A 19,720-nucleotide genomic window follows, 5' to 3' on the forward strand; every position below is an offset into this window, starting at 1 on the left:
CTCGCAGCTCGGTTGGGGCTCGATTCGGCGTCAAAACGGCATCGACGGCCCGGCGATCGCCGAGCTGCCGGGGTGTGTCTGTGATGATCGCGCCGGTCGCCGGGCGCGGCCGGCCAGGGACCGGGCATGAAAACGGGATAGCCGATATGGCTATCCCGTCGGGTTGGCGATGCCGCTAGTCGTCGAAGCGGCGACGAAACCGGTCTTCCATACGGCTGGTGAACGATCCCCCGCCACCCTTGGCGCGGCGCTGGCGCACCGACCCGGGCGCCGATCCTGGGTGGTCGGGCCGGCCGGACAACCGGGGACCCGTGATGGCGAACACCACGCCGCCGAACATCACGATGAATCCGAAGACGCTGAGAATCGGGAAGTTTCCGATCATGGTCGCTTTGAAGGCCACGCCGGAAACCAACATTGCCAGTCCGATGACGAACAGCGCCGCGCCCTGCAGGCGGCGGCGCGCGGTGGGTGCACGGAACCCTCCGCCGCGGACGCTCGACGCGAATTTGGGATCTTCGGCGTAGAGAGCGCTCTCGATCTGATCGAGCATCCGCTGCTCATGATCGGAGAGTGGCATTCGTCCCTCCTTGCCGACAGTCTGGCGCGTAACCATCGATAGCACGCGGATGTCCCGTTGCGGGGCAACTAATTGAATGATACGAGGTCATTCTGCGCCATACCACTGGTTCGGTGGCGATTCTATCCCGGCCGCGGCCCCGCCCCCAGCCGAGCCGGAACGGCCGTGCGCTACAACCGGCTTCCGCCCGTGGTGGCTCGTGGGTTCGTTGCCGCGACCGCCCGTCAACCATCCTCACCCGGGTCCGATAATGGCGGTGAGGGCTGGGGGCGCGCGAAACCCCGGCGCACAGCAACACCCGGGCACGGACGAGGAGGACACCGCGAGTTGGCGATCTTCCTCATCGATCTGCCGCCCACCGACATGGAGCGCCGTCTCGGCGACGCCCTCAAGGTGTACGTCGACGCGATGCGCTACCCGCGGGGCACCGAAAATCAGCGTGCCGGGATGTGGCTCGAGCACATCCGCCGGAGCGGCTGGCGAGGGGTGGGCGTCGTGGATGCCGAGCTGGGCGAGGGCGCGGACGCGGCGAACCCGCCGGCCGCCGAACTGAGCAACGCGCCCTTGCTCGGGGTGGCCTACGGCTACCCGGGGGCGCCCGGGCAGTGGTGGCAACAGCAGGTCATCCTCGGCCTGCAACGCGGCGGTCTACCGCCCCAGGAGATCGCGGGCCTGATGAACAGTTATTTCGAGTTGACCGAGCTGCACATTCATCCGCGGGCGCAGGGTCGCGGCCTCGGTGAGGCGCTGGCCCGGCGGCTTCTCGCGGGCCGGTCCGAAGAGAATGTCCTGCTGTCCACGCCGGAGACCACCGGTGAGCCCAACCGCGCCTGGCGGTTGTACCGGCGCCTGGGGTTCACCGACGTCATCCGCCAGTACCACTTCGCAGGCGACCCACGGGCATTCGCGATCCTGGGGCGCAAGCTGCCGCTGTGAGCGCCGGCATCTGGCACGATGACCTGGTGCGCGCCAGCCTTGCCCCGTCCCGAAGCCGAGGATTCACCGCGCGGCGGCGCCGGGTGGTGGCCATCGCGATGCTGCTCATGCTGGTGCCGCTGGCCACCGGGTGCCTGCGGGTCAGGGCGTCGTTGACCATTTCGCCCGACGACCTGGTGTCCGGCGAGATCGTCGCCGCCGCTAAACCCAAGACCCCCAAGGACACCGGCCCCCAGCTCGACAGCAACAACCTGCCGTTCAGCCAGAAGGTGGCGGTGTCGAATTACGACAGCGACGGCTACGTCGGATCCCAAGCGGTGTTCTCCGATCTGACCTTCGCCGAGTTGCCGCAGCTAGCCAACATGAACTCCGACGCGCAGGGCGTGAATTTGTCGCTGCGCCGTAACGGCAACATGGTGATCCTGGAGGGTCGCGCGGACCTGACCTCGTTGACCGACTCCGAAGCCGACGTCGAGCTGACCGTCGCCTTCCCGGGCGTGGTGACCTCCACCAACGGCGACCGGGTCGAGTCCACGGTGGTCTCCTGGAAGCTCAAGCCGGGCGTGGTGAGCACCATGACCGCCCAGGCCCGCTACACCGACCCGAACACCCGCTCGTTCACCGGGGCGGGCGTATGGCTGGGCATCGCGTCGTTTGCGGCCGCCGGCGTGGTCGCGCTGCTGGCCTGGATGAACCGCGACCGCTCGCCGCGGGTCACCACACCCCGCGACCACCCACCTGGTTAGCCCTGCCCGGCGGGTGACCAGTACGCCAGCATCTCCCCGAACGTCTGGAAGGCAGGCGCCGACACCCCGTAGGTCGCCTCGAGGTGGATGCTCAGCGGGAAACCCAGCTCGGCCACCCCGTCGATCACGCGTTTGTAGAGGTCGACCATGAGCTGGCGCTTCCGGGGCGGTTCGCTGCCGGCCAGCCGCTTGACGAACTCCTGCTCGTCGGCCACCGCCGCGTTGCCCGGGTCCTGAATCAGCCAGTTGATCAGGCCGACCCGGCTCTCCAACTTGGGGACGAAACCGAACGACAGCAGTATCTCCGGCCGGTGATCGGTGTTTTTGGCGAATTCGCGCAGGAATCCCACGATCGCGTCGGAGTACAACAGCTGGGTCATGCCGTAGGTCGCGCCCTGGTCGCACTTGAAGTTGAACCGGCCCTGCTCTCCGTCGCGGGTGGGGATCAGGATCACGCCGCGGTTGGGCACCAAGTCGCGATAGATCGACAGGGCGTCGGTCGGCGCGACGCCGGATCCCTCGCCGTCGTTCATGGTGCGCGGGACGCCGACGAAGACCACGCCCTCCATCCCGGCGCCGAGCAGATCGGTGAGCCGCTTGCGCAGCGTCGGCTCGTCGGAGAAGGCGGTGACCTGGGTGCACAGGCCGTGCAGTCCCGTCAGCTCGGGCTTGACGATCGACCAGAAGTCGAGCACGTCCAGCTTGGGTTTCATCGCGATGGGACGGTCGTCGTCCTCGGCGATGATCCCGGGGATCATCACGTGCCGAAGCCGGCCGGCCAGACCGGATTCCGCCGAGTACTGCACCACCTTTCGCGCGTCCTCGAGCGCCCGCTCCCGGCCTTCATCGGCGTTGGGCGGCACCAGCTCAAGCGCAATGGTGTTGAGTGTCACGCGGCCTCTCTCCATCCGACGACTAGTGGCTTTGGGGCGTTCCCCGGCCGCATAGCGGCGGACGGCCCCGACACCCCCGCCAGCATAGGCGTGGGGGTACCGCCCACTTACGGGGGAATAGTGAGGCAGTCGAAGCAAACGCGGCGTCCCGCCCGCGCGATGTGGGCAAGATCTCCGGTGCCGCGCCGAATACACTGGTCGGGCCCGCCACACATCGAGCCACGTCGAGGGAGAAAGGGGCGCCGCGCTGAGCCCAAAAGCCCCAGCGGCAGCGGCAACCGTCGAGTTGACCGGCGCGATCACCGATCGACTTCGGCGGTACCTGCACGAGCGGCGTTCCGACACCGCCTACATCGGCGACGACTACGAGGTCCTGGTCGCAGCCCTCGAGGATTTCGTGCTCAACGGCGGCAAGCGGCTGCGGCCCGCCTTCGCCTACTGGGGCTGGCGCGCCGTTGCCACCGGGGAGCCCACTTCGGAAGCGCTGCTGCTGTTTTCCGCACTCGAGCTCCTGCACGCCTGCGCGCTGGTGCACGACGATGTGATCGACGACTCCTCCACCCGCCGCGGCCGGCCGACCGCTCATGTCCAGTTCGCCCAGCTGCACCGCAACCGGCAGTGGCGCGGCTCGCCCGAACGGTTCGGCATGTCGGCCGCCATCCTGCTCGGTGACCTCGCGCTGTCCTGGGCCGACGACATCGTCTTCCGCGCCGACCTGTCCCCCGAGGCCGCGCGGCGCGTCCGGCGCGTGTGGGCCGAAATCCGCACCGAGGTGCTGGGCGGTCAATACCTGGACATCGTCAACGAAGCCAGCGCCGCCGAGTCGATCGCGTCGGCGATGAACGTCGACACCTACAAGACCGCCTGTTACACCGTGTCGCGACCGCTGCAGTTGGGGGCGGCCGCCGCCGGCGACCGACCCGACGTGCACGACGTCTTCGGCCGGTTCGGGGCGGACCTCGGCGTGGCGTTTCAGCTCCGTGACGACGTGCTGGGGGTGTTCGGGGACCCGGCGGTGACCGGCAAGCCGTCGGGCGACGATCTGCGCTCGGGCAAGCGCACCGTGCTGCTGGCCGAGGCGGTGGAACTTGCGGATAAGTCAGACCCGTTGGCCGCCAAGCTGTTACGCGATTCGATCGGGGCGCAGCTGACCGACGCCGAGGTGGACCGGCTGCGCGGGGTCATCGAGTCGGTGGGCGCACTGGCCGCAGCGGAGCGACGCATCGCCGAGCTGACCCGGCGGGCGCTGGCCGCGCTGGCGGCCGCGCCCATCGACGCGGCCGCCAAGGAGGGGCTGTCCGAGCTGGCCAGGATGGCCACCGACCGGTCCGCCTGAGCCGATGACGACTCCGACGCACATCCCACCGTCCGACACCCCGGCAACGGAATCGCCTGGCGGCGGGCGGCTTTCGCGGCTGCGCGAGTTCGCCACCGCAGAGCAGTCCCGGCCGGCGAAGCTCGGCATGCTCGGTTCGGTACTGATCGCCGTGGGCGGCCTGGGCGCGGGCAGCATCCGGCAGCACGACCCGCTGCTGGAGTCGATCCACATGTCGTGGCTGCGTTTTGGCCACGGCCTGGTGTTGTCGTCCATCGTGTTGTGGGCGGGCGTGGGCCTCATGCTGATCGCCTGGGTGGGTTTGGGCCGGCGTGTGCTGGCCGGCGAGATGACCGAGTTCATGATGAAGGCCACCACCGGCTTCTGGCTGGCGCCGTTGCTGCTGTCGGTGCCCGTGTTCAGCCGGGACACCTATTCGTATCTGGCCCAGGGCGCGCTGCTGCGCGACGGCCTCGACCCCTACGCGGTCGGGCCGGTCGCCAACCCGAACATCCTGCTGGACAACGTGAGTCCCATCTGGACGATCACCACCGCCCCCTACGGCCCGGCGTTCATCTTGGTGGCCAAGTTCGTCACCATGGCCGTCGGCAACAATGTGGTGGCGGGGACGGCGCTGCTGCGGCTGTGCATGCTGCCGGGGCTCGCGCTGCTGATCTGGGCCACCCCACGCCTGACCCGCCACCTGGGCACCGACGGCCCGACGGCGCTGTGGATCTGTGTGCTCAACCCGCTGGTGCTCATCCATCTGATGGGTGGGGTGCACAACGAGATGCTCATGGTGGGTCTGATGGCCGCCGGCATCGCGCTGAGTTTCGCCGGCCGCCACGTGTGGGGTACCTCGCTGATCACCGTGGCGATCGCGGTCAAGGCCACCGCCGGAATCGCCCTGCCGTTCATGGTGTGGGTGTGGACGCGGCATTTGCGCGACCGCCGCGGATACCGGCCGGTTTGCGCGTTCGCGGCGGCCACGGCGATGTCGCTGCTGACCTTCGCCGTGGTGTTCGGCATCCTGTCGGCCGTGGCCCACGTGGGCCTGGGGTGGCTGACGGCGCTGGCCGGGTCGGTGAAGATCATCAACTGGCTGACGGTGCCAACCGCGGCCGCCAACCTCATCCACGCGGTCTTCAGCGGGGTCTTCGCGGTGCACTTCTACCCCCTGCTGCGGATCACCCGGTTCGTCGGGATCGCGATCATCGCGGTGTCGCTGCCGCTGCTGTGGTGGCGATTCCGGCGCGACGACCGGGCCGCGCTGACCGGCATCGCGTTCTCGATGCTGGTCGTGGTGCTGTTCGTGCCCGCGGCCCTGCCGTGGTACTACTCCTGGCCGCTGGCGGTGGCGGCCCCGCTGGCGCAGTCACGACGGGCGATCGCCGTCATCGCGGGCCTGTCGACGTGGGTGATGGTCATCTTCAAACCCGATGGCTCGCACGGGATGTACTCGTGGCTGCACTTCTCGCTGGCCACCGCCTGCGCGCTGATCGCCTGGTACGGCCTCTACCGTGCCCCCGACCGGCGGGCCGACACCCCCGGGAAAGTCACCGCTCAGTAAGCCATGGCCTGCGCCCGGCGCACGACCTCCCGGGCCTGGTGCGCGTGCAGGGCGTCGACGGGACGGGCGTTGCTGATGACATCCCGGCTGCCGTCGTGGGTGATCGTCAGCGACGGGTCGGGGGTGAACAGCCACCGCACGATCTCGGTGTCGTGATAGCCGCCGTCGTGCAGGATCGTCAACAGTCCCGGCAGGCTCTTGACCACCTCACCGGACTTGGTGAAGAAGACCTGCGGCACCACCACGCCGCCGTTGCGTTTCACCGCGACCAGGTGACCCTCGCGGAGTTGCTGCTGTACCTTGCTGACCGAAATCCTGAGCAATTCGGCGACCCGCGGCAGGTCGTAGGTTGGCTCGTCGGGATCCAAAACATCGTCGCCGGCAGGAATACTGCTCACGGCGCAAGTGTAGGCCTTGGCACGCGGATTGAACCCGCGTTTTCCGCCCAATCACAGGTCGCACCTACGATGGCCCCGTGGCCGAAGCTGAATCGCCCGGGTCTCTCCCGGGCCGTCCCGGCCCGCATCGTCGGCCGGGCGAAATCGCGACGGCTGACCCCTTGGACGGCGCGTTGCTGGATGGCCGCTACCTGGTGCAGTCCAAGATCGCCAGCGGCGGCACCTCGACGGTGTACCGCGGCCTCGACACCCGGCTCGACCGCCCCGTCGCGGTGAAGGTGATGGACACCCGGTATGCCGGCGACGACCAGTTCCTGACCCGGTTCCAGCGGGAGGCCCGCACGGTCGCCCGGCTCAAGGACCCGGGCCTGGTCGCGGTCTACGACCAGGGCTTGGACGCCCGGCACCCCTTCCTGGTCATGGAACTCATCGAGGGCGGCACGCTGCGCGAGCTGTTGGCCGAGCGTGGGCCGATGCCGCCCTATGCCGTGGCCGCGGTGCTGCGCCCGGTGCTGGGCGGGCTGGCCGCGGCGCACCGGGCCGGTCTGGTCCATCGCGACGTCAAGCCCGAGAACGTGCTGATCTCCGACGACGGTGACGTCAAGATCGCCGATTTCGGGTTGGTCCGCGCCGTCGCCGCCGCCGGAATCACCTCCACCAGCGTCATTTTGGGCACCGCGGCCTACCTGTCGCCCGAGCAGGTGCGCCACGGCGACGCCAGTCCCCGCGGCGACGTGTATTCCGCCGGCATCCTCACCTACGAGTTGCTCACCGGGCGCACCCCGTTCACCGGTGACTCGCCGTTGTCGATCGCCTACCAACGGCTGGACACCGACGTGCCGGCGCCCAGCGCCGCGATCGACGGTGTCCCCCCGCAGTTCGACGAGTTCGTGCAGCGCGCGACCGCGCGCGACCCCGCGAACCGGTACGCCGACGCGATCGAGATGGGCGCCGAGCTCGACGCGATCGCCGAAGAACTTGCGCTGCCGGACTTCTCCGTCCCCGCGCCGCGCAACTCCGCGCTACACCGCTCGGCGGCCCTGCAGCACGGCCGCGCGAGCCAACGCCCCCTCGGCGCGCAACAGCCACCACCGCCCGCGACCGCACCGGTCCGCCAGCCCACCCGGCAGTTGACCCGCGGCCCCGGGGACTGGTCCGGGCCATCGCACCTCCCGCCGTCCGACGACGAACCCGAAGAATACGAATACCAGCCTGTCACAGGGGAATTCGCGGGCATCCCGATCGGCGAATTCGCGTTCGCCCGGCAGCACGGCCGGCGCATGGTGCTGGTCTGGGTGGCGCTGGTGCTGGCGCTCACCGGGCTGGTCGCCACCGCGGCGTGGACGATCGGGAGCAACCTGAACGGACTGCTCTAGCCCTTCGCCCGCGAGCGCGCCATCGGCTCAGTCGCGCAGCATCTCGGCGACCAAGAACGCCAACTCCAGCGACTGCTGGGTGTTCAGCCGCGGGTCGCACGCCGTCTCGTAGCGGCCGGCCAGGTCCAGATCCGAAATGTCTTGCGCCCCACCGAGGCATTCCGTGACGTTCTCGCCGGTGATCTCGACGTGGATGCCGCCCGGGTGGGTGCCCAGCGCGCGGTGCACCTCGAAGAACCCTTGCACCTCGTCGACCACGCGGTCGAAGTGCCGGGTCTTGTACCCGTTGGACGACTCATGGGTGTTGCCGTGCATGGGGTCGCACTGCCAGATCACCTGGTGACCGGTGGCCTGGACCTTCTCGACGATGGGCGGCAGCAGATCGCGCACCTTGTGGTTGCCCATCCGGCTCACCAACGTCAACCGGCCGGGCTTGTTGTGCGGGTCAAGCCGTTCCACGTATTCGACGGCCAGTTCCGGGGTCATCGTCGGGCCGATCTTCACGCCGATCGGGTTGGCGATCACCTCCGCGAACGCGATGTGCGCGCCGTCGAGCTGACGGGTCCGCTCGCCGATCCAGACGGTGTGCGCCGACAGGTCGAACAGCTGCGGCTCGCCGTCGTCGCTCTCCGAGAGCCGCAGCATGGCCCGCTCGTAATCGAGCACCAAAGCCTCATGGCTGGCGTAGATCTCGGCGGTCTGCAGGTTGCGGTCGGCCACGCCGCAGGCGCTCATGAAGCGCAGGCCGCGGTCGATTTCGGTGGCCAGCGCCTCGTAGCGCGCACCGGCCGGCGACGTCCGGACGAATTCCCGGTTCCAGTCGTGGACCAGGTGCAGCGACGCCAGGCCCGAGGATGTCAGCGCCCGCACCAGGTTCATCGCCGCGCTGGCGTTGGCGTAGGCGCGGACCAGGCGCGACGGGTCGTGCTCACGCGCGGCCGCGTCGGGGGCGAAGCCGTTGATCATGTCTCCCCGGTAGGACCGCAATCCCAGGGCGTCGATGTCGGCCGAACGCGGCTTGGCGTACTGCCCCGCGATGCGGGCCACCTTCACCACCGGCATGCTGGCGCCGTAGGTCAGCACCACGGCCATCTGCAGCAGGGCGCGGATGTTGCCCCGGATGTGGGGTTCGGTGTTGTCGGTGAACGTCTCCGCGCAGTCGCCGCCCTGCAGCAGGAACGCCTCACCCCTGGCGACCTGGGCCAGCTGCTCCTGCAGGCGGACGATCTCGGAGGGCACGGTCACGGGCGGCACGCTCTCGAGGACCGTGCGCATCGCCGCTGCCTGGTCGGCCGGCCAGCTGGGCTGCTGGGCGGCCGGCTTGGCCAGTGCGGCATCGAGGCGCGCCCGCAGGTCGTTCGGCAGCGGGGGCAGCGACGGCAGCTGGTCGATCGGGATGTCGACAGTCCAGTTCATCGGTCCATGGTAACCGGGGCGCGACGGTGACTGATCAGCGCGAACGTCGTGCGGGCGGCCTCATGGCGCTCCCCCGCCCGGATCGCGTCCGGGCCCGTTCGCGTCGCCTGCGGTGATCAGCCGGAACCGCCGCAGCTGGTCGCGGGCGTCGACCAGCGCGTCGTGGGCATCGCGCGAGCGCGGTGGCATCGGCGGGCACCCCCGGTCCTCCCACAATTGCCGGAGGTCCCGGGTGAAGCGGGGCAGCGCCCGCGGCAACTCGGGCATGGTGCCCCACAGCTGGCACAGGGCCACGTGGTCGTAGGCGCCGATCCACGCCCACAGTTCGATGGGGTCGGTGCCCTGGACGTCGAAGAAATCCTCGAGTTCCTCGCGGATCTGCCTGCGCGAGCGCCACAGCTGCGACGCCGGGGGCGGCAGCTTGGGCAGCACGTTGGCCCGCACCCAGCCGCCGGCGCGCTCGGGATCGAATTCCGTGGATACCGCGTAATACTCGCGGCCGTCCTCGGCGACCACGCCGATGGAGATCAACTCGATGGTGCGGCCGTCCTCGATGAATTCGGTGTCGTAGAAGTACCGCACCGGTGGAAGCCTATCTGCTGATCAGGATGGGCTCTGTGGGCGGCGGGGCGGCGTGGACGTCGTGGTCGAGCTGGGCGTCGACCGCGCGTTCGTCGGGCAGGCCCGGGGTGCCCGCGATCGCGCACTGGACCCACAGCTTGGCCCGCACGATCGGGCGACGCAGCCGGCGTTCGCGCTGCAGCGCGCGCCGCATCTTCTCCGGTTGGGCGGTGTATCGCCAGCGTGCCCAGGGCGCGTGGGGGCGCGAAAGCCGGACGGCGCCGATCACCAGCAAAATGACGATGAACATGCCGAGCAAACCGGTCCACACCTTGCCCTTGAGCACCACCACCACGGCCAGCGGCAGCGTCAGCACCAGGCCGCCGGCCACCGCGGCCCGCAGCGGCCACGAACCGGTCCCCTCCCAGATCGGGAGGAAGAACATCAGCGGGTGCAGGCCCATGATCAACAGGCCGGCGATTCCCACCGCCGCGAACACCGCGTCCACCGACGTGCGCCCGTCCTCTTCCCAGTAGACGTCGGACAGGTGCAGGATCAACGCGTACTCGTCGAGCACCAGGGCCGCGCCGATCCCGAAAAAGATTGCGGACAAGGTGAATTCGGGCTCGTGTCCGTCGATGGACAGGGTGACCAGGGTCAGGCCGGAGAGCAACACCAGGACCACGCCGAACGTCACGTGATGGATGTGCACGCCGCCGAGATGGACGTTGCGCGGGTGCCACCATCTGGTCGGGCGGCCGGCGTGCGCGCGGTGGCGGATGAAGCGCACGAAGGTCCGCGTGACGAAGAAGGTCATGATGAACGCCACCAGGCAACACAGCAGGGGCAGCCTGCCGCCGGCGAGGATGTCCTGCGCGAACCAGTGCGTCACCCGCTGCACGAACCAGTGGAGCACTCTTGAAACGTACGCCTGTGCGCGTCGGCCCCGCGGGAGCCGCGCGGGGCCACGTGCCACGCCCACACACCGATTACGCTGTTGGGCGACATGAGTAGATGGCGGGCGCCCGGCGTGGGCTTCCCAGGCAGACGCGGCCCCGGGCACGTCCTGTTGTGGTGCGTTCTTTGGCTGCTGGCGGCGGCGGGGCTGGGCTATGTGGGCTGGCAACTGTTCGGGCACATCCCCTATCGCATCGATATCGACGTGTATCAGATGGGTGCGCAGGCCTGGATGCGCGGCCATTCGCTGTACCACGGCGATGTGTTGTTCCACACACCGATCGGGCTCGACCTGCCGTTCACCTATCCCCCGCTGGCGGCGATCGTGTTCTGCCCGTTCGCCTGGCTGCAGATGCCGGCCGCCAGCGTCGCGATCACGGCGTTGACGCTGGTGCTGCTCGTCGTCTCGACGGTGATCGTGCTGACCCGGCTGGACGTCTGGGCCGCCTCGACCGCCCTGCCCGGCCCGGCGTGGCTGCGACGCTGGTGGCTGGCCGTCGTCGTCACCCTGGCGGCGGCGACCTGGCTGGAACCCATCATGTCGAACTTCGCCTTCGGCCAGATCAACGTCGTGCTCATGACCCTGGTGATCGCCGACTGCCTGCCCCGCCGGACCCCGTGGCCGCGGGGCCTGCTGCTGGGCGTGGGGATAGCGCTCAAACTCACGCCGGCGGTGTTCCTGCTCTATTTCCTGCTACGTCGCGACAACCGTGCGGCGCTGACGGCGCTGGCGTCCTTCGTGGGTGCGACGGCGGTGGGTTTCGTTCTCGCGTGGAGCGACTCGTGGGAGTACTGGACGCACACCCTGGCGCACACCGATCGGATCGGTGAGGCGGCACTGAACACCGATCAGAACATCGCCGGGGCGCTGGCCCGGCTGGGGCTGGGAGAGCAACCACGCTTCCTGCTGTGGGTGGCGGCCTCACTGCTCGTGCTCGCGCTCACGATATGGGCGATGCGCCGGGTGCTGCGGGCCGACGAGCCCGCGCTGGCGGTCGTGTGCGTCGCGCTGTTCGGGCTGGTGGTCTCGCCGGTCTCCTGGTCACACCACTGGGTGTGGGGGCTGCCGACGGTGGTGGTGCTGGCCGTGCTGGCCTGGCGGCGCCGCAACGTGGCGCTGGCCGTGGTCGCCGTCGCGGGGGTGGCGCTGATGCGGTGGTCGCCGATCGACCTGCTGCCGAAGCACCACGAGGCGACGGCGGTCTGGTGGCGCCAGCTCGTCGGGATGTCGTACGTGTGGTGGGCGCTGGCGGTCATCGTGGCGGCCGGGCTGACGGTCACCGCCCGCACGCGTTCCCGCGATTCGGCGCCGCAGCGATTGACGCCGGCGACAGCGGTCGGCTAGTCGACGTCGCGGATCAACCGACGGCGGTTTCGGGGATCCGCGCGGCGTCGCCGATCGATCCCTGACCGTTCGAGCCGTTGCGGTTCTCCTTGACGCTGGCGGCGTAGATGTCCACGTACTCCTGGCCGGAGAGGCCCATCAGCTCGTAGATCACCTCGTCGGTGACGGCCCGCTCGATGAAGCGGTTGCCGGCCAGCCCTTCGAAACGGGAGAAGTCCATCGGCTTGCCGAAGCGAACGGTGACCCGTCCGAAGCGGAGCATGTTGGTGCCGGGCGGGTTGACGACGTTGGTGCCGATCATCGCCACCGGGATCACCGGCACCCCGGTGTGCAGGGCCAGCCGCGCCAGGCCGGTCTTGCCCTTGTACAGCCGGCCGTCCGGCGAACGGGTGCCTTCGGGGTACATCCCCAGCAGCTTGCCCGCCGACAGCAGCCTCTCGGCGGTGGTCAGCGCGGCCTGCGCGCTGTCGGCATCGGTGCGGTCGATCGGAACCTGGCCCACCGCGGTGAAAAACCAGCGCTGGAACCAGCCCTTCAGGCCGGTTCCGGTGAAGTATTCCGATTTGGCCAGGAAGGTGATCCGGCGACGCACCACCAACGGCAGATAGAAGCTGTCCATCACCGCGAGGTGATTACTGGCCAAGATCGCCGGCCCGGAACTCGGAATGTGTTCCAGCCCTTCAACTTTTGGCCGACCGAGCAAGTACAGCAGCGGGCCGAGCAGTACGTACTTGAATAGCCAGTACCACATGGCCCTCCCTCTCGCCCGCCCGCCGGTGTTCTGCGCCAACTGTACCCATCGCATGCGCAAGGGACCACCTTCGACGCAGCCGGCTCACTCCTCGACGGTGACGGGGATGGGCTGGTAGCGGGTTCTGGTCGCGGCGTCGGGAGCTTCCGTCTCGGTGGCGCCACCACCGGGCGGACCGTCGGGCGGGGGTTTCGCCGCGCCGTTCATGTCGTCGAGCATGGCGCGGACGACCTCGAGCAGCGCGATGCTGTGGTCGGCGATCACGGTGATCAGGGGGTGCTGATCGCCGGTCGCCAATGCGGCCAGCGCGCACACCGGACACCACACCTGCTGACACTTGCCGGTCCCGACGCCCCGGCCGGCCGTCAGCGCGGCGGCCGTCCGCATCGCCGGGTCGATCCCATCCAGGATCGCCTGGGCGAGCCTGCGCAGCTCCGGCCCGATTTCGGGATGAGCCCCACTCACTTAGGCCACACCTCCGGGTCTGGTCGAAAACGTACGGTCAGCTCGGTACCCCGCAGGTGTGCATCCAGCACCGTGCACCGCCGGAGCACGGACGCCAACCTCACCCTGCGCCGCAATCCGCCCGCGCTGATGATCAGGTCGTCGTCGACGCGCCCCAGCGTCAGCCCCGACGGATCGAGTTGCGGCAACGCTAGCCGCATTCGGTAAATGGAGCCAAGTCCCGTTCCGGATTCGAGGTCCACCGTCGGCCGTAGCGGTCCCGGCGGCGCCGTCCCGCCCCGGCGCCGGGCGCTGTCGAGCAAAGCGCCCAGCGCCTTGGGGCCGATCGGCTCCCCGGACAGGTGCGGGGTCATCACCAGGGCGACCTCACCAATGGTGGCGTCGAGCTCGTCCAGAACACCACGTTGTTCGGAAATGCGTTCGGCGTACCAGTAAAACGCGGGGTGCTCGGGCAGGTTGCGGTATTCGTAGGACTCGTCCTCGGACAGCACCTGATTGACGATCAGTTCCTCGACGCGCACACCCATCAGCGCCAGCGAGCCCAGGGTCCGCGCCGCTTCGGCCGCGACCACCCGCTCGGGCGTCAACACCAAATGCGCGCTGACCAATTCGCCGTCGGTCAGCAGGGCGCCGAGCGCCTCCACGCTGGCGCTGACGCGCTCCAGCAGCTCCACCACCGCCGCCGACCGGGTGTCGTCGGCGCCGACCGACAGCCGGCGATGACGTGGCCAGGCGCGCTCGACGTAGAGCCCGAAGGTGGCGGGCAGGGTCAGCATGCGCAGCGCGTCGGCCGTCGAGGCGCAGTCGACGACGATGCGATCCCAGCGCCCGGAGACGGCCAGCTCGCCGACGGCGTGCAGCCCGAGCACCTCCTGAACACCCGGCAGTGCCGAAAGTTCTTCTGGCGCAATGGTGCTCAGCTCGGAATCGGGGAACCGCCGATCCAGTGTCTCGACCACGTCGTGCCAACGGGCCTCGAGCAGGGCCAGCGTGTCCAACGCCAGCGCGTCGAGAAAGCCGCCGCCGGCCTGCGCGTCATCGGCGAGGACGCGGACCAGTTCACCCTGGCTCGGCGGGACCGGGACACCGAGCACGTCGCCGAGTGAGTGCGCCTGATCGGTGGACACCACCAGCACCCGTTGCCCCGCACCTGCGGCGCTGACCGCGGTGGCACATGCCAGCGTGGACTTTCCTACCCCGCCCTTGCCAACGAAGAGACTGATCCGTGCCGGGGCGGGCGCCCGCAATCCGCTGGACTCACTCAGCCCTCGACTCGTTTCTTCAGATCCTTCAACGCGGTGTCGGTCAACCGGCGCTCGGCCTTGCGTTTGAGCAGGCCGATCATCGGAACGGCGAGATCGACCGAGAGCTCGTAGGTGACCTCCGTGCCAGATCCCTTGGGGGCCAATCGATATGTGCCCTCCAGCGAACGCAGCAGCGAGCTGGAGACCAGTGACCAACTGACAGATTGCCGGTCCTTGGGCCACTCGTAGGACATCACCAACGTGTCCTTGAGGACGGCGGCGTCCAGCACCACCCGCGCGACCTTGGGGTAGCCGTCGGCGTCCTTCTCCTTGACCTCGGCTTCGCGGTACTCCGAGATCCACTGCGGGTAGGAATCGATATCCGCGATGACGCCCATCACCGTGCCCGGGTCGGCGTCGATGTAGATGGTTTGCGACGTCTTCTCCGCCACCTGGTGCTGCCCTCTCTCCCGCTAGCGGTCGACACCGCCGGCCGGGAAACTACTGTGCGGGTCCAACCCCCGGGCCTCCGGTCCGAAACGGTACTCTTCCCGCAACCTGACCCGGCTAAACTACCGGAGAAACTCCGACCGGACGTGTGCGTTCCAGTGTCGTCTTGACCTCGAAGGCCATTTTCTTGCCCGCCACCCGACGGCGGTGTGTCATTTTCGCGAGATTGAGCTTGGCCAGCTGCCAGGCCGCCACCCCCGTCGGTTCGGCGTGCAGGAAGTAGTGCAACACCACCCCGTCCAGCGACGGCTCGAGCCAGATCTCCATGGTGCCGGTCAACGCGCCGGTGACCGCCCAGCGGATGCCCTTGTCGGCGCGATCCTCGATGACCTGCAACCGCAGGTCGGGCCACCAGCGACGCCAGCACGACCGATCCGCGACGGCGGCACCGACCCGCGCGCCGCCGGCGGCGATGAACGTCTCGTCCGCGATCTGGATGCTGTTCACCACCTCAGCTTCACACACCGATCCCCATGGCCACGCCGAGGGCGGGCGGCAGTGCGGGACCCGGGCGGCAGAGTGCCACCGTTCCTGCGCGAATGCGCGGATTAGGCTGGACGACAACAAGCCGTCCCCCGGACCGTCACCCAAGCCAAACGAGGTCAGTAAGAGTGCGTGAGTACAGTGTCCCCGCCCGCTTCTCCGTCGGCGAGCACGACAACATCGCGGCCATGGTCTTCGACCACGCGCGCGAGGACCCCAGCTTCGTCATCTTCCGACGTCAGGTCGACGGCGAGTGGACCGACGTCACCTGCGCGCAGGTCGCCGAAGAAGTTCGCTCCGCGGCGCTGGGCCTGATCGCGCTCGGGGTCCAGGCCGGTGACCGGGTGTCCATCTTCTCGGCCACCCGCTACGAGTGGGCGATCATCGACCTGGCGATCCTCTCGGTGGGCGCGGTCACCGTGCCGATCTACGAGACGTCGTCGGCCGAGCAGGTGCGTTGGGTGCTGCAGGACTCCGAGGCGGTGCTGGCCTTCGCCGAAACCGACGCGCACGCGGCGATGGTCACCGAGCTGACCGCCGAGCTGCCCGCGCTGCGCCGCGTGCTGCACATCGACGGCTCGGGCCCCAGGGCGCTCGATCAGCTCGCCGAGGCGGGCGCGTCGGTCGAGCCGGCCGAGCTCACCGCCCGCCAGGAGGCGCTGCGGTCCGACGACCCGGCGACGCTGATCTACACCTCGGGGACCACCGGACGACCCAAGGGCTGCCAGCTGACCCATTCGAACCTGCTGTATGAGACCCGCGGCGCCAAGGAGTGCCTGCCGACACTGCTCGACGAGGGGCAGCGGCTGCTGATCTTCCTGCCGCTGGCCCACGTGCTGGCGCGCTCGCTGACGCTCTCGGCGTTCGCCAACAAGGTCACCGTCGGGTTCACCAGCGACATCAAGAACCTGCTGCCCATGTTCGCGGTGTTCAAGCCGACGGTGGTGGTGTCGGTGCCGCGGGTGTTCGAGAAGGTTTACAACACCGCCGAGCAGAACGCGGTCAACGACGGCAAGGGACGGATCTTCGCGGCCGCCGTGCAAACCGCGGTCGACTGGAGCCAGGCGAAGGACCGCGGGCGGACGGGACTGGTGCTGCGCGCCAAGCATGCGTTGTTCGACCGGCTGGTGTACCACAAGCTGCGCGCCGCGCTCGGCGGTGAATGCCACGCGTCCGTCTCGGGAGGCGCCCCGCTGGGAGCACGGCTGGGCCATTTCTACCGGGGTGTGGGCCTGACGATCCACGAGGGCTACGGCCTGACGGAGACCAGCTCGGCCATCACCGTCAACCAGGTCGGCAACGTCAGGATCGGCACGGTCGGAACGTTGTTGCCGGGCAACAGCATGCGCATCGCCGAGGACGGCGAGCTGCTGGTGCGCGGCGGCGTCGTGTTCAGCGGCTACTGGCACAACGAGCAGGCCACCCGCGACGCGTTCACCGACGGCTGGTTCAAGACGGGTGACCTCGGCACGCTCGACGAGGACGGCTTCCTGAAGATCACCGGCCGCAAGAAGGAGATCATCGTCACCGCCGGGGGCAAGAACGTCGCCCCGGCCGTGCTCGAGGACCAGCTGCGCGCGCACGCGCTGATCAGCCAGGCCATGGTGGTGGGCGACGCCAAGCCGTTCATCGGCGCGCTGATCACCATCGATCCGGAGGCGTTCGGCGCCTGGAAGGAACGCAACCACAAGGCGGCCGGCGCCTCGGTCGCCGACCTGGCCAACGACCCGGACCTGATCGCCGAGGTGGACGCCGCGGTCAAGCACGCCAACCAGGCGGTGTCGCACGCCGAGTCGATCCGCAAATTCCGCATCCTGCCCGTCGACTTCACCGAGGACACCGGTGAGCTGACGCCGACCTTGAAGGTCAAGCGCAACGTCGTCGCCGAGAAGTTCGCCTCCGACATCGACTCGATCTACGAAAAGGAGTAGCGGGCCGGGCGTCTAGCCGCCGCAGAGCCCGATTGCGCGGCTTCTCAGCGGGCCTCAGCGGCCCGCATCGTCGCCGCGGAGCCCGATTGCGCGGCTTCTCAGCGGGCCTCAACGGCCCACATCGTCGCCGCGGAGCCCGATTGCGCGGCTTCTCAGCGGGCCTCAACGGCCCACATCGTCGCCGCGCAGAAGCGCGGCGAGCCGGGCAGCCAGCGTGTCCCACCGCCAGTGGGCCATCACCCACTCACGCCCGGCCGCGCCCATGGCCGCGGCGCGGTCGCGGTCGCCGAGCAGCCCGGCGACCGCGTCGGCGATTGCGGTCAGCGAGCGCCCGTCGACCACCAACCCAGTCTTGTTCTGCTGCACGGCTTCCGGGGCTCCACCGGAGTCGCCGGCGACCACCGGCTTGCCGGTCGCGGACGCCTCGAGGAAGACGATGCCCAGGCCCTCGACGTCCATCCCGGCCCCGCGGGTGCGGCAGGGCATCGCGAAGACGTCGGCCAGCGCATGGTGTGCGGGCAGTTCGGCGGCCGGCACACCCCCGGTGAACGTCACGTGCTCGGCCACCCCGCAATCGCGGGCCAGCTTGCGCAGCGAGTCCAGGTACGGACCGCCACCGACGACGACCAGGGCGGCCCCGTCGACGCGTCGCCGGATCGTCGGCATGGCCTTGATCAACATGTCCTGCCCCTTGCGCGGTACCAGGCGGGACACGCACACGACCGTGGGCCGCTCACCCAGCCCATACCGGTCGCGCAGCCCGGCCCCTGCCGCCGGGTCGGGGCGGAACCTGTCGGTGTTCACCCCGGGCGGCAGGTATTCCAGCGAGGCGTGCGGTCCGAAGGCCGGCGCGAACCGGCCGCGGGTGTAGCGGCTGACGAACGTGACGACGTCGGTGGTGTCGCCGATGCGCCGCAGCACCGAGCGGGCAACCGGCAGCATCGACCAGCCGACTTCGTGGCCGTGCGTGCTGGCCACCACCCGGTTCGCCCCGGCCTGCCGGGCCCGCGCCGCCAGCAGCGCCAGCGGCGCGGCCGCGCCGAACCAGACGGTGTCGATGTCGTCGTCGGCGATCAGCCGGCGCATGCGGGCGTCCACCGCCGGGCCGGGCAGCATCAAGGTGCCGGGATGGCGGACCACCCGGTAACCGGTCGCCTCGGCCGAGGCGTCGAAGGCGTCGGCGCCCTTCCATTGCGGCGCGTACACCGTCACCGAATGCAGCCGGGCGTCGACCAGCCGACCGACGAAGTCGCTCAGGTAGGACTGAATGCCGCCCGGCCGGGGCGGAAAGTCGTTGGTTACCAGCAGGACCCGACTCACCGCGTCAGGCTAGCCTGACGGTGCGCGGGGTTCGTGGGAGGGCTTCGCTCACCCGGGGCGGGCGAGCCACGCGTGCCAGCGCACGAGCAGCCCGGGTGAGTCGGTGGCCAGGACGTCGTGCACGGCGGTGGGCACGTCGGTGCGCCCGACGCCGCAGGCGGCCAGGTACAGGTCGTGCAGCTTGGCCGCCCCGTAGGTGTCCGCCACGAAACGCGCGAACCACCACGCGCGGTCGTACGCCAGCGAGCGCTGCGGCCCGGGCCCGTCCAGTTCGGCGTCCGAAGGCAGCGTCAGCGGTACCGGCAGCGCGTCGGCGGGCACCGGGCCCGGGGGCCGGGCGACGAAATCGGCCACCCCTTCGGTCAGCCACTGCGGCGCATCCGGGGCGGTGTCCACGCGCGCCGCGTAGTGAAAAAGCTCGTGGGTCAACACGATCCGTAGTGCCTCCGCGGTCATGTTGGCCGCTCCGGGCGCGAACACGATCCGCTGACCGACGGCCACCCGGTGCGCGGGGTCGACGCGGTCGACGACCGTCACGGCCGCGATGTCGGCCCATTGCGCCGCCGGTCCCCCGCCCGCGGCGGCGCGGAACTCCTCGTCCGTGCCCGCCGCGACCACCGAGACGTCGCGTGACCAATCGACGCCCCAGAACGCCTCGACCGCGTGGATCGCGGCGCCGATGCCGGACGCCACCCGGGACAGCAGCCGGTCACCGGCCGGACCGGCGGGGCCGGTCAGCTGAACGGTGCGGTCGCCCACGATCAACGACTTCGTCGCGGGGCTGAGCTGGCTGTGTGCGGGGGTGACCAGTTGCGCGGGCCGTGTCCCGCTTCCGCGTTCGGCTTCGAGCGGCACGGCCGCCGCCACGACGAGCTCGACCAGGAGCACCCAGCCAAGCAGCAGCGTGAGCCGGCGGCGACTCC

Annotated in this window: 20 protein-coding genes; 7 read left to right on the plus strand and 13 right to left on the minus strand. The window is 69.5% G+C overall.

All coding sequences use genetic code 11. The features are described 5' to 3' along the window. Window positions 1-175: 175 nt before the first annotated feature. On the minus strand, window positions 176-580 hold the full coding sequence (locus tag G6N37_RS09140; protein WP_163678930.1) for a DUF3040 domain-containing protein: 405 nt from the start codon (window positions 578-580) through the stop codon (window positions 176-178). A 327-nt stretch (window positions 581-907) separates the two neighbouring features. Here G6N37_RS09140 and G6N37_RS09145 point away from each other — a divergent pair, with 327 nt between their 5' ends. Next, window positions 908-1,516 (plus strand): GNAT family N-acetyltransferase, encoded by a 609-nt coding sequence (locus tag G6N37_RS09145; protein ID WP_163678934.1) that lies wholly within the window; start codon window positions 908-910, stop codon window positions 1,514-1,516. Window positions 1,517-1,614: 98 nt separating this feature from the next. Beyond that, the gene (lppM, locus tag G6N37_RS09150; RefSeq protein ID WP_163684796.1) at window positions 1,615-2,262 is read left to right on the plus strand and encodes a lipoprotein LppM; all 648 of its coding nucleotides are present in this window, start codon (window positions 1,615-1,617) and stop codon (window positions 2,260-2,262) included. Here lppM and G6N37_RS09155 read toward each other — a convergent pair. Beyond that, window positions 2,259-3,155 carry a mycobacterial-type methylenetetrahydrofolate reductase gene (locus G6N37_RS09155; RefSeq protein ID WP_163678937.1) on the minus strand — a complete coding sequence of 299 codons (897 nt, stop codon included), beginning with the start codon at window positions 3,153-3,155 and terminating at the stop codon, window positions 2,259-2,261. The two genes, lppM and G6N37_RS09155, sit on opposite strands and share 4 nt — an antisense overlap. Window positions 3,156-3,441: 286 nt before the next feature. Between G6N37_RS09155 and idsA2 the strand changes: the two genes are divergently transcribed. Next, window positions 3,442-4,491: a bifunctional (2E,6E)-farnesyl/geranyl diphosphate synthase gene (gene idsA2 / locus G6N37_RS09160; protein ID WP_163678939.1), complete on the plus strand. Its 1,050-nt coding sequence runs from the start codon at window positions 3,442-3,444 to the stop codon at window positions 4,489-4,491. Between the two features lie 4 nt (window positions 4,492-4,495). Further along, window positions 4,496-6,040 carry an alpha-(1->6)-mannopyranosyltransferase A gene (locus tag G6N37_RS09165; protein ID WP_163678943.1) on the plus strand — a complete coding sequence of 515 codons (1,545 nt, stop codon included), beginning with the start codon at window positions 4,496-4,498 and terminating at the stop codon, window positions 6,038-6,040. Here G6N37_RS09165 and G6N37_RS09170 read toward each other — a convergent pair. After that, a complete protein-coding gene (locus G6N37_RS09170; protein WP_163678944.1) occupies window positions 6,034-6,438 on the minus strand; it encodes an Rv2175c family DNA-binding protein in 405 nt (134 codons plus the stop codon). The two genes, G6N37_RS09165 and G6N37_RS09170, sit on opposite strands and share 7 nt — an antisense overlap. 143 nt (window positions 6,439-6,581) lie before the next feature. Between G6N37_RS09170 and G6N37_RS09175 the strand changes: the two genes are divergently transcribed. After that, window positions 6,582-7,814 carry a protein kinase domain-containing protein gene (locus G6N37_RS09175; RefSeq protein WP_174813926.1) on the plus strand — a complete coding sequence of 411 codons (1,233 nt, stop codon included), beginning with the start codon at window positions 6,582-6,584 and terminating at the stop codon, window positions 7,812-7,814. Window positions 7,815-7,841: 27 nt separating this feature from the next. Here the strand turns inward: G6N37_RS09175 and G6N37_RS09180 are convergent, their stop codons facing one another. The 3 genes from G6N37_RS09180 to G6N37_RS09190 are packed head-to-tail and all read right to left on the minus strand — an operon-like array spanning window position 7,842 to window position 10,707. Continuing rightward, on the minus strand, window positions 7,842-9,230 hold the full coding sequence (locus G6N37_RS09180; protein WP_163678947.1) for a class II 3-deoxy-7-phosphoheptulonate synthase: 1,389 nt from the start codon (window positions 9,228-9,230) through the stop codon (window positions 7,842-7,844). Between the two features lie 60 nt (window positions 9,231-9,290). Then, a complete protein-coding gene (locus tag G6N37_RS09185) occupies window positions 9,291-9,812 on the minus strand; it encodes a polyadenylate-specific 3'-exoribonuclease AS (RefSeq protein ID WP_163678965.1) in 522 nt (173 codons plus the stop codon). 10 nt (window positions 9,813-9,822) lie between these two features. Then, entirely contained in the window at window positions 9,823-10,707 is an 885-nt protein-coding gene (locus G6N37_RS09190; RefSeq protein WP_163678968.1) for a hypothetical protein, read from the minus strand. A gap of 90 nt (window positions 10,708-10,797) precedes the next feature. Here G6N37_RS09190 and G6N37_RS09195 point away from each other — a divergent pair, with 90 nt between their 5' ends. Continuing rightward, window positions 10,798-12,093, plus strand: coding sequence for a glycosyltransferase 87 family protein (locus G6N37_RS09195; RefSeq protein ID WP_163678971.1), 1,296 nt, complete (start codon window positions 10,798-10,800; stop codon window positions 12,091-12,093). A gap of 13 nt (window positions 12,094-12,106) precedes the next feature. Here the strand turns inward: G6N37_RS09195 and G6N37_RS09200 are convergent, their stop codons facing one another. From G6N37_RS09200 to G6N37_RS09220, 5 genes are all read right to left on the minus strand, one after another. Further along, complete coding sequence (locus G6N37_RS09200; protein ID WP_163684799.1) at window positions 12,107-12,844, minus strand: lysophospholipid acyltransferase family protein; 738 nt, start codon at window positions 12,842-12,844, stop codon at window positions 12,107-12,109. Window positions 12,845-12,928: 84 nt separating this feature from the next. Next, complete coding sequence (locus G6N37_RS09205; protein ID WP_163678974.1) at window positions 12,929-13,309, minus strand: hypothetical protein; 381 nt, start codon at window positions 13,307-13,309, stop codon at window positions 12,929-12,931. After that, window positions 13,306-14,556 (minus strand): ArsA family ATPase, encoded by a 1,251-nt coding sequence (locus G6N37_RS09210; protein WP_163678977.1) that lies wholly within the window; start codon window positions 14,554-14,556, stop codon window positions 13,306-13,308. The genes G6N37_RS09205 and G6N37_RS09210 overlap by 4 nt, the downstream gene beginning before the upstream one ends. A gap of 14 nt (window positions 14,557-14,570) precedes the next feature. Beyond that, complete coding sequence (locus G6N37_RS09215; protein ID WP_163678979.1) at window positions 14,571-15,005, minus strand: SRPBCC family protein; 435 nt, start codon at window positions 15,003-15,005, stop codon at window positions 14,571-14,573. A gap of 115 nt (window positions 15,006-15,120) precedes the next feature. Next, complete coding sequence (locus G6N37_RS09220) at window positions 15,121-15,510, minus strand: polyketide cyclase / dehydrase and lipid transport (RefSeq protein WP_163684801.1); 390 nt, start codon at window positions 15,508-15,510, stop codon at window positions 15,121-15,123. Between the two features lie 164 nt (window positions 15,511-15,674). On the opposite strand from G6N37_RS09220, the gene G6N37_RS09225 reads away from it, so the two are divergent. Further along, window positions 15,675-17,477, plus strand: a complete 1,803-nt coding sequence (locus tag G6N37_RS09225; protein ID WP_163678981.1) for an AMP-dependent synthetase/ligase — start codon at window positions 15,675-15,677, stop codon at window positions 17,475-17,477. A 162-nt stretch (window positions 17,478-17,639) separates the two neighbouring features. Here G6N37_RS09225 and pimB read toward each other — a convergent pair whose 3' ends face one another. Both pimB and G6N37_RS09235 read right to left on the minus strand, forming a co-directional pair. Next, window positions 17,640-18,797, minus strand: a complete 1,158-nt coding sequence (gene pimB / locus G6N37_RS09230; RefSeq protein WP_163678983.1) for a GDP-mannose-dependent alpha-(1-6)-phosphatidylinositol monomannoside mannosyltransferase — start codon at window positions 18,795-18,797, stop codon at window positions 17,640-17,642. Window positions 18,798-18,845: 48 nt separating this feature from the next. Continuing rightward, window positions 18,846-19,685, minus strand: coding sequence for a hypothetical protein (locus G6N37_RS09235; protein WP_174813808.1), 840 nt, complete (start codon window positions 19,683-19,685; stop codon window positions 18,846-18,848). Window positions 19,686-19,720 lie beyond the last annotated feature (35 nt).

This window comes from Mycobacterium seoulense (genome assembly GCF_010731595.1).
Taxonomy (GTDB): domain Bacteria; phylum Actinomycetota; class Actinomycetes; order Mycobacteriales; family Mycobacteriaceae; genus Mycobacterium; species Mycobacterium seoulense.

Bases quoted from the DNA above. Each gene is read 5' to 3' on its own strand.
- G6N37_RS09140 (WP_163678930.1), bottom strand. From the start codon at position 580: ATGCCACTCTCCGATCATGAGCAGCGGATGCTCGATCAGATCGAGAGC.
- lppM (WP_163684796.1), top strand. From the start codon at position 1,615: ATGCTGCTCATGCTGGTGCCGCTGGCCACCGGGTGCCTGCGGGTCAGG.
- G6N37_RS09165 (WP_163678943.1), top strand. From the start codon at position 4,496: ATGACGACTCCGACGCACATCCCACCGTCCGACACCCCGGCAACGGAA.
- G6N37_RS09180 (WP_163678947.1), bottom strand. From the start codon at position 9,230: ATGAACTGGACTGTCGACATCCCGATCGACCAGCTGCCGTCGCTGCCC.
- G6N37_RS09195 (WP_163678971.1), top strand. From the start codon at position 10,798: ATGAGTAGATGGCGGGCGCCCGGCGTGGGCTTCCCAGGCAGACGCGGC.
- G6N37_RS09200 (WP_163684799.1), bottom strand. From the start codon at position 12,844: ATGTGGTACTGGCTATTCAAGTACGTACTGCTCGGCCCGCTGCTGTAC.